Here is a 12,062-nt window from a genome sequence, read left to right on the forward strand (position 1 = left end):
TTCTGTTCGTTCTATGCATTTACAGGTTCTTCTACATAAGAAAGGGCATTTTCAAAATCGGATATTAAATCGTCAACATTTTCAAGGCCGACGGATAACCGAAGTAATGAATTAGAAATCCCTCTTTCATCACGAGCTTCTTGCGACAGTGCTGCATGTGACATTTTAGCTGGGTAGGAAAGAATCGATTCGACAGCTCCTAAACTAACTGCAAAGACAGGTAATTTTACTTTTGATAAAAATTGGCGGAGTGCGTCTTCTGATTGTAAAGTGAAAGATAGGACAGCTCCGGCTGATGTAGCTTGAGATTGTTGAATATCAAATCCAAGATGTGTTTGTAAGCCAGGATAATAGACATTTTTAACTTTAGCGTGCTCTTGTAAATAATGTGCAATTTTATTGGCGTTTGCAGCTGAATGCTCAAGACGTACATGCAATGTTTTTAGACCGCGAAGTACGAGAGAACAATCTTGAGGACCTAAAATAGCGCCGAATGCATTTTGTAAAAATCCAAGTTTTTGAGCGAGTTCGGCATCTTTTACAACCGCTAATCCGGCAGTAACATCACTATGACCGGCAATGAATTTTGTAGCACTATGAAGAACGACATCGGCGCCAAGATCAAGTGGTTTCTGGAATAGTGGTGTCAAAAATGTATTATCAACAAAAGTAAGGGCGTCAATAGATTTTGCAAGTTTAGAAACAGCACGAATATCTGTCACTTTTAAAAGTGGATTAGAGGGTGTTTCCACATAAAAGAGTTTTGTGTTTGGCTTAATGTTTTGCTTTATTTCTTCTACATTTGTCATATCAACAAATGTATGTGACACACCGTAACGGGAGAGCACTTCAGTTATAATTCGGTAAGTTCCTCCGTATACGTCTTCTGAAATGAGTACGTGATCGCCTTGTGAAAGAAGGAGGAATGCAGTAGAAATCGCTGCAATTCCTGATGCGAAGGCAAATCCCTTTGTTCCTCCTTCTAATAAAGCAATGATATCTTCAAGAGCTTCACGAGTTGGATTACCAGAGCGACTATAGTCATATTTTCCGAACGTATCTACATCAAACTGGTGGAATGTTGATGTATTATAGATGGGAACGTTAACAGCTCCTGTTTGCGAGTCATGTTTATATTGGTTGTGCAGTAAGAGTGTATCTATAGAATAACTCATATTCTTACACCTTCTTTTACAAGTTTAATGGCTTGCTTTAAGTCTTGGATTAAATCGTTACTATTTTCAATGCCAACGGAAAATCGCAGAAGACGATTACATACACCGTTTGCTGTTCTGATTTCTTCAGGAATATCAGCGTGTGTTTGCGTTGCTGGATACGTCATTAAACTTTCAACACCACCAAGACTTTCAGCAAATGTAATTAAGGATAAAGATTGTAAGAATGGATTAATCCATGTTTCATCTTTCAGACGAAATGAGATCATGCCGCCTCTTCCAGGATAAAATACATCTGTCACCCCGTCTTCATCATTTAAATAAGCAACAACTGCTTTTGCATTTTCTTCATGTTGTCTCATGCGAAGCGCTAACGTTTTCATACCACGAATTAATAGCCATGAGTCAAATGGACTTAAGACCGCACCAGAGGCATTATGATAATGAGCGATTTCCTCACAAAGTTCCTTTCCCTTTGCAACGACAAGTCCGCTTAGGACATCGTTATGTCCCCCTAAATATTTCGTTGCGCTATGAAGTACAATGTCGGCACCTTCTGTTAATGGCTGCTGTATATAAGGCGTATAGAATGTGTTGTCTACAATAAGAAGTAGTCCGTGTCTTTTCGCTACAGTTGCGACAGCGGCAATATCAGTAACTTGCATTAACGGATTAGTTGGAGTTTCTATGAAAATAGCTTTCGTTTCAGTTGTGATAGCTTGCTCAATTTGTTTAATAGATTGTGTATTTACGTATCTACATCGAACATTCCACTTTTTTTCGTGCTCAGAAAATAATCGATAAGTGCCCCCGTATAAATCTTCAGATACAATAAGTTCGTCTCCGGAACGGAATAGGGAAAGGACGAGGAGAACAGCTGCCATCCCTGAACTACAGGCATAACCTTGTTCACCGTACTCTAAATCTGCGATTGCCTGCTCTAAAAGACCGCGAGTTGGATTGCCAGTTCGTGAATAGTCAAAGCCAGTAGAGTTACCAATTCCTTCGTGACGATAAGCAGTTGAAAAATAAACAGGTGGGTTAACAGTTCCTGTTGTAGTTTCGCTCCGGTTTCCGATTTGTGCTAGTTTTGTTTCAATAGTTGACATGTGAAAATTCCTCCTTTTTAAATTAACAATTAAGTGAATGTAAAATAAAAAAAGCCTTCTAAAGAAGAAGGCTTTCGGTTTGAATAGAGTCTTCTTCTCATCTGTCAAATCTTTCACAATTTGCTGGAATTAGCACCTTATTAACAAATGTTAATGGTTGCTGAGGCGTCAAAGGGCCAGTCCCTCTACCTCTCTAGATAAGAATGTTCGTATGAAATTTTATTATGTTTTTAACTTTACAACAAAAGATAATTGAATTGCAACTTTATTTTAAATAATTTTTATTTTTCCGCAAGTGTCATTGACTTTTGCATTTGTGCATGCTAAATTTATTAAAAAATTAACAAACATTGTTAAAAGGGGAACGTATTTCCTTTTAGCTACATAAATAAAATAATAAAGACAAACTCTTATTGAGAGCGGTGGAGGGAAAGGCCCTGTGAAACCCGGCAACCTTTAAACGAAATGTTTGAAACGGTGCTAATACCTGCAAAACGAATGTTTTGCATAATAAGAGGAGGAACAATTATGTCCCCCTCTTCAAAGTGAAGAGGGGGTTTTTTATATTGATAGAAATGAGGGAGATTTGTGAAATTACTAGATTTATTATCAAAAGGAATTGTAATAGGTGATGGTGCGGTTGGGACGTTATTACATTCACATGGTTTGCAAAGTAGTTTTGAAGAATTGAATATATCTGATCCAGATTTAATTATATCGATTCATAAACAATATGTAGCTGCTGGGGCAGATGTGATTCAAACAAATACGTACGGAGCAAATGAAGCGAAATTACGTATGTATGGCTTAGAGAATCAAGTTGTTCAAATTAATAAAGCGGCAGTGAAGATTGCGAAAGCATCTGTTACAGATAGAAATGCAATTTTAGGGACAATTGGTGGTATGAAACATATCGGAGCTGTTACGACAACTGATATGGAGCGAGAATTTATGTTACTGGAACAGGCAAGTGCATTACTAGAAGAACAGGTTGATGGACTGCTATTAGAGACTTTCTATGATGAGTTTGAATTACTTCATGCTGTTCAGGTGTTACGAAAACAAACGAATATTCCAATTGTAGCTCAATTAGCGTTACATGAGGCAGGTACGACTCAAAATGGAAATGATGTAAATGAAATATTAAAACAGCTTTTAGATTACGGTGCAAATGTCGTTGGATTGAACTGTCAACTAGGGCCACTTCATATGACGGAAGCTTTTAAAATGATATCGATTCCTCAAAATGGCTACTTGTCAGCATATCCAAATGCAGGTCTCCCGAATTATGTGGAGGGACGCTACGTATATGAGGGAAGTCCGGCTTATTTCGAAGCGATGACACCGAAATTTATTGAGCAAGGTATCCGGTTATTGGGTGGTTGTTGTGGCACTACTCCAGAACATATTGAAAGTATGAAACGTGCTACTCTAAATATTACGCCTGTAATAGAAAAGGATACGATTCAAAGACCGAAAGTAGTTCATACACATGAAAAACGTTCGAAAGCTCATGTCACTTTAGCAGAGAAAGCAAAAAAACAAACGACATTAGTAGTGGAATTAGATCCACCGAAAACGTTAGATACGCAGCGATTTTTTGAAGGAGCAAGAGCATTGAAAAGAGCTGGTGCAGATGCTATTACTCTAGCAGATAATTCATTAGCATCGCCTCGCATCTCGAATATGGCAATGGGGGCATTATTAACGAAGCACGATATTCCGGTATTAACGCACTTAACGTGTAGAGACCATAACGTCATCGGACTACAATCTCATTTACTAGGCCTATCAGCATTAGGTATGGAAGAAGTGTTAGCTTTAACTGGGGATCCAGCACGCGTTGGTGATTTTCCAGGTGCCACTTCTGTATATGATTTGTCCTCTATTGAGCTCATTAAAATGATTAAAGAAATGAACGACGGGCGCTCGATTTTAGGGAAATCAATTGGTCCAGCAACAAGGTTTTCAGTGGGAGGTGCGTTTAATCCGCATGTAAGACATTTAAAAGCAGCGGTTAAGCGAATGGAACGGAAAATAGATGCTGGAGCGGAATATTTCTTAACTCAGCCAATTTATGATATTGCGTTAATTGAAGAAGTGTATGAAGCGACAAAGCATTTGGAACAACCTATTTTTATTGGGATTATGCCATTAATAAGTAAAAGGAATGCAGATTTCCTTCATTTTGAGGTACCGGGTATTACACTACCTGAAGAAATAAGGGAGAGAATGGATGGACATGAAACGAAAGAGGCAGCAATTGAGGAAGGAATTCTCATTTCACAAGAATTAATCGATGCGGCGATGAAGTATTTTAACGGCATTTATCTTATTACACCATTTCTAAAATATGAAATTACAGAACATCTTGTTAAATATGTGAGAGAAAAGCAAGAAGTGAAAGAAGGTATTAACTGATGAAATGTATAGAAGAAAAATTACAGAATAACATCTTAATATTAGATGGTGCAATGGGAACAATGATCCAGCAAGAGGACTTAACTGCGGAAGATTTCGGAGGAGAAGAGTACGAAGGCTGTAATGAATATTTAGTAGAAACAAGGCCTGATGTCATTTTAAAGATTCATAAAGCTTATATTGAAGCTGGAGCGGATATTATTGAAACAAATACATTTGGGGCGACGAATATTGTATTAAGTGATTATGAGTTGTCTCATTTAGATGAGGAATTAAATGAGAAGGCAGCACGTTTGGCGAAGCAAGCGGTCAAAGAAAGCGGGAAGGAAGTATATGTTGCGGGAGCAATGGGACCAACAACGAAAGCGATTAGTGTTACAGGTGGTGTGACGTTTGAAGAATTAATTGAAGCCTATACACGGCAGGCTAGAGGCTTATTGAATGGCGACGTAGATGTATTACTCGTTGAGACGAGTCAAGATATGCGTAACGTGAAGGCTGCTTATATTGGAATTCAAGCAGCTTTTGATGAGCTAAATAAAATTGTACCTATTATGATTTCGGGAACGATCGAACCGATGGGAACGACTCTGGCTGGGCAAACAATTGAGGCTTTTTACTTATCAGTAGAACATATGAAGCCATTATCTGTTGGATTAAACTGTGCGACTGGTCCAGAGTTTATGAGAGACCATATTCGTTCACTATCTGATTTGTCGGAGTGTTACATTTCTTGTTATCCAAATGCAGGTCTTCCTGATGAAGATGGACATTATCATGAATCTCCATCTTCTCTCGCTGAAAAAGTGAAGCGATTTGCTGAAGAAGGATGGGTTAATATTATCGGTGGTTGTTGTGGCACAACACCAGAACATATAAAAGCAATGAAATCCGCGTTAGCTTCTCTTAAGCCGCGTGAACACCACGAAAGAGCTGGACACGGGGTTAGTGGATTAGAGGCACTTCAATATGATGACTCTATGAGACCATTATTTGTTGGTGAAAGAACAAACGTTATTGGGTCACGTAAATTTAAACGATTAGTAGCAGAAGGGAAATTTGAAGAGGCTGCTGAAGTCGCAAGAGCGCAAGTGAAGAAAAATGCTCATATTATTGATATTTGTATGGCAGATCCTGATCGCGATGAAATAGAAGATATGGAAAACTTCTTGGCAGAAGTTACGAAAGTGTTAAAAGTACCGATTATGATTGATTCAACAGATGAAAATGTGATGGAGCGAGCTCTTACTTATATTCAAGGAAAAGCTGTTATTAACTCAATTAATTTAGAAGATGGAGAAGAACGATTTAAAAAAGTGACGCCGCTTCTTCAGAAATATGGTGCTGCTATTGTTGTAGGAACAATTGATGAAGATGGTATGGCGGTTAGTGCAGAACGAAAACTCGAAATCGCGAAAAGAAGTTATGAGTTATTGACGACGAAATATGGTATACGCCCGTCAGATATTATTTTTGATGCACTTGTATTTCCTGTAGGTACAGGTGATGAAGAATATATTGGTTCAGCGGCAGCGACGATAGAAGGAATTCGCCTTATTAAAGAAGCCTTACCAGAGTGTTTAACGATTTTAGGTGTAAGTAACATATCTTTTGGTTTACCACCAGCTGGCCGAGAAGTATTAAATTCCGTCTTTTTATATCACGCAACGAAAGCAGGATTAGATTACGCGATTGTGAATACGGAAAAATTAGAACGGTATGCGTCAATTCCAGAGGAAGAAAAACGTCTTGCTGATGCACTACTTTTTGAAACGACGCAAGAGACGTTAGAAGAATTTACAAATTTTTATCGCGCGGCAAAAAAGAAAGATGTCGTTACCCAAGAAAGATTAACTCTTGATGAAAGGCTGGCAAATTACATTGTAGAAGGTACGAAACAAGGGCTACAAGAAGATTTAAGTCTCGCACTTACAGAAGGGAGAAAACCTTTGGATATTATTAATGGCCCACTTATGACAGGAATGGATGAGGTGGGACGATTATTTAATAATAATGAGCTTATCGTTGCCGAAGTATTGCAAAGTGCTGAAAGTATGAAAGCTGCCGTAAGCTATTTAGAGCCACATATGGAATCTAGCGAGAGTGCGAAAAAGGGGAAAGTATTATTAGCAACTGTTAAAGGTGACGTACATGATATTGGGAAAAACCTCGTTGAAATTATTTTATCGAATAACGGATATGAGATTATTAATTTAGGAATCAATGTTCGTTCGGATCGAATTGTTCAAGAAGTACAAGAAAAGAAGCCTGACATTATTGGTCTTTCTGGTTTATTAGTAAAATCAGCGCAACAAATGGTAACGACTGCTGAAGATTTAAAAGCTGCAAATATTGATGTTCCAATCGTTGTAGGCGGGGCAGCGTTAACGAGAAAATTTACAGAAAATCGTATTTCACCATCATATAAAGGGCTCGTATGTTATGCGAGTGATGCGATGACTGGTCTTGATATTATTAATAAGCTTCAAAAAGAAGAAGAGCGTGAGAAGATGAAACAAGATAAAAAAGAGCGTCATCTTCATATCGTAAAAAAAGAGGAGAAGAAAGTAGAAATTCCAGCAGTAATTGAGCCATTAGCGAAGGCAGAGGTTATGATACCTGATTCAACAAAACGAATTGTATTACGTGATATCCCAGCCCTCCATCTCGCTCCATTTTTAAATAGACAAATGCTACTTGGACATCACCTTGGATTAAAAGGAAATGTGAAGAAGCTTTTGCGAGAGGGAGATAAGAGAGCACACGAATTAAATGATTTAATAGATGAATTATTGCAGGAAGGACAATCTTGGTTAAAACCGAAAGCGGTGTATCAATTTTTCCCAGCGCAAAGTGACGGACAAAACATTGTAATATATGATCCAGAAGATCATACGCGTGTTATAGAGCGTTTCACATTCCCAAGACAAGGAAAAGCACCATATCGTACTTTAGGTGATTATTTACGACCAGTTGGAGATGAGATGGACTATGTTGCTTTCCTATCTGTTACGGTTGGGGAAGGCGTTCGGGACATTGCTGAAGAGTGGAAGGCGAAGGGGGATTATTTACGCAGTCATGCCATTCAATCGTTAGCGCTTGAACTAGCAGAAGGTCTTGCTGAAAAAACACATATGCTCATTCGTGATCGCTGGGGTATTCCAGATTCACCAGAACTGACGATGGAAGAACGTTTCCGTACGAAATATAGAGGGATACGAGTATCTTTCGGTTATCCAGCATGTCCAGAACTTGCAGATCAAGAAAAGTTATTTCGCCTTATTCATCCAGAAGAAATAGGTATTTCATTAACAGAAGGATTTATGATGGAGCCAGAAGCATCTGTGACGGCTATGGTATTTTCTCACCCTGAGGCAAGATATTTTAGTGTATTATAGTGTAGAAGGGGGAGACGTATGAAGAAAATAGTCTTTACAGGTGGTGGTTCGGCAGGGCATGTAACACCTAATTTAGCCATCATTCCACATTTACAAGAACGGAATTGGGATATTTCTTATATTGGTTCTCATCAAGGAATTGAGAAAACGATTATAGAACAGGAAGGCATTCCGTACTATAGTATTGCAAGTGGAAAGCTACGTCGTTATTTTGATTTAAAAAATATAAAAGATCCTTTTCTTGTAATGAAGGGTGTTATGGATGCGTATGTAAGGATTCGAAAACTAAAACCGGATGTGATTTTTTCAAAAGGTGGTTTCGTATCTGTACCAGTCGTAATTGGAGGCTGGCTAAATAGAGTCCCTGTTTTATTACATGAATCTGATATGACGCCAGGACTAGCAAACAAAATTGCGCTCCGTTTTGCTTCGAAAATATTTGTTACATTTGAAGAAGCTGCGAAACATTTACCGAAAGAAAAAGTAATCTATACAGGATCTCCTGTACGTGAAGAAGTGCTAAAGGGAAATCGTGAAAAAGGTTTAGCGTTTTTAGGTTTTTTACGTAAAAAGCCAGTTATTACAATTATGGGAGGAAGTTTGGGCGCAAAGAAAATTAATGAAACGGTTCGAGAAGCGTTACCAGAACTTTTGAAAAAATATCAAATTGTTCATCTTTGCGGAAAAGGTAATCTTGATGAAAGCTTACAAAATAAAGAAGGATATAAACAATTTGAATATATACATGGAGAACTGCCAGACATATTAGCGATAACAGATTTTGTTATTTCACGTGCGGGCTCTAATGCCATTTTTGAGTTTTTAACATTGCAAAAGCCGATGGTTTTAATTCCGCTATCGAAATTTGCAAGTCGTGGAGATCAAATACTAAATGCAGAGTCTTTTGAAAGACAAGGATATGCTTCCGTATTGTATGAAGAAGATGTGACTGTGAAATCACTTATAAAGCATGTCGAAGAATTAAATCAAAATAATGAGATGTATAAAACAGCACTAAAAAAATATAATGGAAAAGAAGCAATTCAAACAATCGTTCAACATATTTCAGAGGCATGATGAAACAATCATGTCTTTTTTAGTAGGATGAAAGATTCCAAGGATTGATATTTTTATGTTACAATAACAAATGGATTAGTAGGGAAATTCCAATTAATGAAGCGTGAAAATACGAATGGATTAGGAGTGACTGTGTTGGAGCTAAGTCTCTATGAAAATACTGCACTTATTATATGCTTTGTGTTGTACGTTGGTAGTGTTATTGTTTATATTTCAAGGAAATTTTCGCAAGAAAGAGAGCTTGAAAAATCAGAAATAACAGCTGAACTAGAAATGTTAGCTGATGAAAGTTATAAAAAGAAGAAAATAAAAGAAGAGCATGAAGAATCCCATCATTTAAACGCAAATAAGTTTTAAAGATGGGGATTTTTTTTTGAAGTCGTTCTTTAGTTCTTTATTATGTTTATAGCAAGTAACGCTAAAAGGAGTTTCCCGTACATAATGAAGGAGTGTATATAAATGAATTTTTATGTCGCCTCAGGATTCCAAAATAAACATCTTGTACGTTCTATAGCAAATGAACTGAAACATGCAGGATGGCACCATACATATGATTGGACAAGAAACGAAAGAGCAGTGAATCAAGATCAATTAAGAGAAATTGGTCAGGCAGAAAAGAATGCTATTAAAGAAGCGGATGTCTTTTTACTTATATTAGATGGCGGAAACGGGAGCCATACAGAGTTTGGAATGGCGATTGCGCTAGAGAAAAAGATATATGTATATCATGAAAGAAACCCGCTTCAAACAACGTTCTATCATTTGCCAGAAATAAATATTTTTGAAGGAGATGCAACTGAATTTGCATCTTATGTTATGAATCATGTGAAATAATAATAACGACCTAAAAGGTTATAAAGGTGATCTTTTGGGAACAGTGATGATAAGAAACGTATATAAAGGAGTATATAATATGAAATTAGAAAATGGATGGGAAACGAGCTTTTTAGAAGTTGTACAAAATAGTGAATTTAAGAAAGGGGCCGTTCTTAGTCAATTGCTTTGTGAGGACAGTGAAGAAGTAGAAGAGCTTGTGGATGATTACGGATATGAAGAGATTATTGAACGCGAACATGATGATGAATTAGCAGAAGTTTTAGGTGAAGAACTTTTCGATGAGATGGAACGACACGTATTCTTATCTTCACAGCCAGAAGAAAAACTTATTTCATTCGTAAATGGATTAGGTTTTCATGTGTTAGATTGGATCGTTCTTCTTGAAACAGAATTTGGCATTGATAGTGTACACTTTACGTCGGACGCCGTGAAAATGTTAGAAAAGCGCTTTAGACAATTTCCATACATAGAGGATAAGACGATATTTGATATGACATTTGGAGAAGCAATGGATGTATTAGAATCCATTACAGGATTACAACTGAAGGAAAAGATGAACGTATAATGTAAAAAAAAGAACGTGATATTCTCACGTTCTTTTTTTTACATTATAATAATTTTGTCATCTAGTTTTGTTTGTCCGCTAAGAAGTGCGTTTAAATATTCCACTTTTCTTATACAGGCCTGTATATGTCTTTCAACCTCTTGTAACTCTGCTTGGTGATGTGTTTCAATCGGATGAATTTGTACGTTGAATTTTTCAAATTGACTACTATATGTTATTTCTGCATAGCCGCTCATAATATCCATTTCGTTATGAAATAAAAATTGTTTCGTTTTGTCACAGAATGATACATTCTGAAAGCCATATACTTTTAATGCGTCAATTACTTTGTTAATCATTTTTGTATTCATTTTTTTAACCCTCTTTGCGAAGTTCTACTTATATATTATAACATAAAAAATTACATAGAAAGCGCTTCCAAGTGTATTTTATTATAAACTTTACGTTTCAATCACAAAAATGAAACAAAGAAAAAATAATTGTAAAGAAGGGAGGACTCTTTTATTGTTTCGTCATATATATAGAGAAATAGTGCAAGGAAAGGAAAATTTCCGAATTTGAGTTCGTATTTCAAATTTAAGCGCAATAAAAGAGGTGAGAGACTTGAACTTTGATATTGTAGGACAAAAAGCATATATAAAAGATGGACCGCATCGGAACCGAATTGGAATTGTAAAGAACAGCGAGACAAAATTAGAATCGCAGTTTGCTATTGTAATTGGAGAACAAATCATTGATGTAGAGCTAAAGGATATCGTGTTAGTTGGAGTAGACGTAGGACAATTTCATAAATGGTGCGAACAAAATGGTTATTTGTGAGAAGGACGGGCTGTGAGGTAATAACAATAATTGTAGCAGCATAAGAATGAGAGAATACGAGATTGGTATTCTCTTTTTCGGTGTTTTAGGAGGCGAGAATGAAGTATAAAGAACAAGATTTTACATTGGAGTTAAAAGAGAAAATTCAGTGTATGGAGAAGGAAATAGAGAGAATATCATTTAAACTTTTTAAAGATTATTCACATTTGTACATAGAAAAAAACATGGAATTATTTATAGAACTCATCAGAGATAAAGAAGATCCTTTTGAAACAGGATATTCTTCATCCATTTCGATAGCTGTATTAGATGAAGAAGGAGCGATGATTGAATTTTATACAGTTCCTATCTGGGAATGTTGTAATTATTTTTTAGGAGTACCGCTTCAAATAATGTTTTGGGGAAGTAAGTTAAGTGGTGAACTTGTTGATGAAACTTATTGTGAGATAGAGGAGGAGTTAAAGGAGCGGTTGGAAGAGTTTTTACATTTTGCAGATGAGGAATAATAGTTAGTCTTTAGTTTATAATTAATAGTTATTAAAAAAATGAAAAATGGTAAATTTTCGTTATATCTATACGTAATGATATAGAAGTGGTGTTCTTATCATGGCTGAAGTAATTGGTAGAGCTTTACTTATAGTATTTGAGACAATATGTTATA

The 12,062-nt window shown here is 36.6% G+C and carries 11 protein-coding genes and 2 riboswitches; of the genes, 8 read left to right on the forward strand and 3 right to left on the reverse strand.

Annotation, left to right across the window (positions count from 1 at the left end):
• Nucleotides 1-11: 11 nt before the first annotated feature.
• Nucleotides 12-1,175, reverse strand: a complete 1,164-nt coding sequence (gene metC / locus QEP67_RS06070; protein WP_000122285.1) for a cystathionine beta-lyase — start codon at nucleotides 1,173-1,175, stop codon at nucleotides 12-14.
• Nucleotides 1,172-2,284, reverse strand: a complete 1,113-nt coding sequence (metI, locus tag QEP67_RS06075) for a cystathionine gamma-synthase/O-acetylhomoserine thiolyase (RefSeq protein ID WP_000103901.1) — start codon at nucleotides 2,282-2,284, stop codon at nucleotides 1,172-1,174. The genes metC and metI overlap by 4 nt, the downstream gene beginning before the upstream one ends.
• 94 nt (nucleotides 2,285-2,378) lie before the next feature.
• Nucleotides 2,379-2,488: riboswitch (SAM riboswitch) on the reverse strand.
• Between the two features lie 203 nt (nucleotides 2,489-2,691).
• A riboswitch (SAM riboswitch) is annotated at nucleotides 2,692-2,801 on the forward strand.
• A gap of 71 nt (nucleotides 2,802-2,872) precedes the next feature.
• On the opposite strand from metI, the gene QEP67_RS06080 reads away from it, so the two are divergent.
• The 6 genes from QEP67_RS06080 to QEP67_RS06105 all read left to right on the forward strand — a co-directional run bounded on the left by QEP67_RS06080 (nucleotide 2,873) and on the right by QEP67_RS06105 (nucleotide 10,582).
• Entirely contained in the window at nucleotides 2,873-4,705 is a 1,833-nt protein-coding gene (locus QEP67_RS06080) for a bifunctional homocysteine S-methyltransferase/methylenetetrahydrofolate reductase (protein ID WP_000770342.1), read from the forward strand.
• A complete protein-coding gene (metH, locus tag QEP67_RS06085; protein WP_000649697.1) occupies nucleotides 4,705-8,103 on the forward strand; it encodes a methionine synthase in 3,399 nt (1,132 codons plus the stop codon). Before QEP67_RS06080 ends, metH begins: the two co-directional genes overlap by 1 nt.
• A gap of 18 nt (nucleotides 8,104-8,121) precedes the next feature.
• A complete protein-coding gene (murG, locus tag QEP67_RS06090; RefSeq protein ID WP_000724756.1) occupies nucleotides 8,122-9,180 on the forward strand; it encodes an undecaprenyldiphospho-muramoylpentapeptide beta-N-acetylglucosaminyltransferase in 1,059 nt (352 codons plus the stop codon).
• Nucleotides 9,181-9,276: 96 nt separating this feature from the next.
• Nucleotides 9,277-9,537 carry a DUF3966 domain-containing protein gene (locus tag QEP67_RS06095; RefSeq protein ID WP_000817963.1) on the forward strand — a complete coding sequence of 87 codons (261 nt, stop codon included), beginning with the start codon at nucleotides 9,277-9,279 and terminating at the stop codon, nucleotides 9,535-9,537.
• 102 nt (nucleotides 9,538-9,639) lie between these two features.
• Nucleotides 9,640-10,014, forward strand: coding sequence for a nucleoside 2-deoxyribosyltransferase (locus QEP67_RS06100; RefSeq protein ID WP_001012499.1), 375 nt, complete (start codon nucleotides 9,640-9,642; stop codon nucleotides 10,012-10,014).
• Nucleotides 10,015-10,093: 79 nt separating this feature from the next.
• Complete coding sequence (locus QEP67_RS06105; protein ID WP_000764276.1) at nucleotides 10,094-10,582, forward strand: hypothetical protein; 489 nt, start codon at nucleotides 10,094-10,096, stop codon at nucleotides 10,580-10,582.
• Nucleotides 10,583-10,620: 38 nt separating this feature from the next.
• On the opposite strand, the gene QEP67_RS06110 is transcribed toward QEP67_RS06105, so the two are convergent.
• Nucleotides 10,621-10,932, reverse strand: a complete 312-nt coding sequence (locus QEP67_RS06110) for a hypothetical protein (RefSeq protein WP_353706544.1) — start codon at nucleotides 10,930-10,932, stop codon at nucleotides 10,621-10,623.
• Nucleotides 10,933-11,185: 253 nt separating this feature from the next.
• Here QEP67_RS06110 and QEP67_RS06115 point away from each other — a divergent pair, with 253 nt between their 5' ends.
• Both QEP67_RS06115 and QEP67_RS06120 read left to right on the forward strand, forming a co-directional pair.
• A complete protein-coding gene (locus QEP67_RS06115) occupies nucleotides 11,186-11,401 on the forward strand; it encodes a DUF3912 family protein (protein WP_001008334.1) in 216 nt (71 codons plus the stop codon).
• A 98-nt stretch (nucleotides 11,402-11,499) separates the two neighbouring features.
• The gene (locus QEP67_RS06120) at nucleotides 11,500-11,907 is read left to right on the forward strand and encodes a hypothetical protein (RefSeq protein WP_064459833.1); all 408 of its coding nucleotides are present in this window, start codon (nucleotides 11,500-11,502) and stop codon (nucleotides 11,905-11,907) included.
• The last annotated feature ends 155 nt before the right edge of the window (nucleotides 11,908-12,062 follow it).

This window comes from Bacillus cereus group sp. MS39 (genome assembly GCF_040448665.1).
In the GTDB taxonomy this organism is placed as follows: Bacteria; Bacillota; Bacilli; order Bacillales; family Bacillaceae_G; genus Bacillus_A; species Bacillus_A wiedmannii.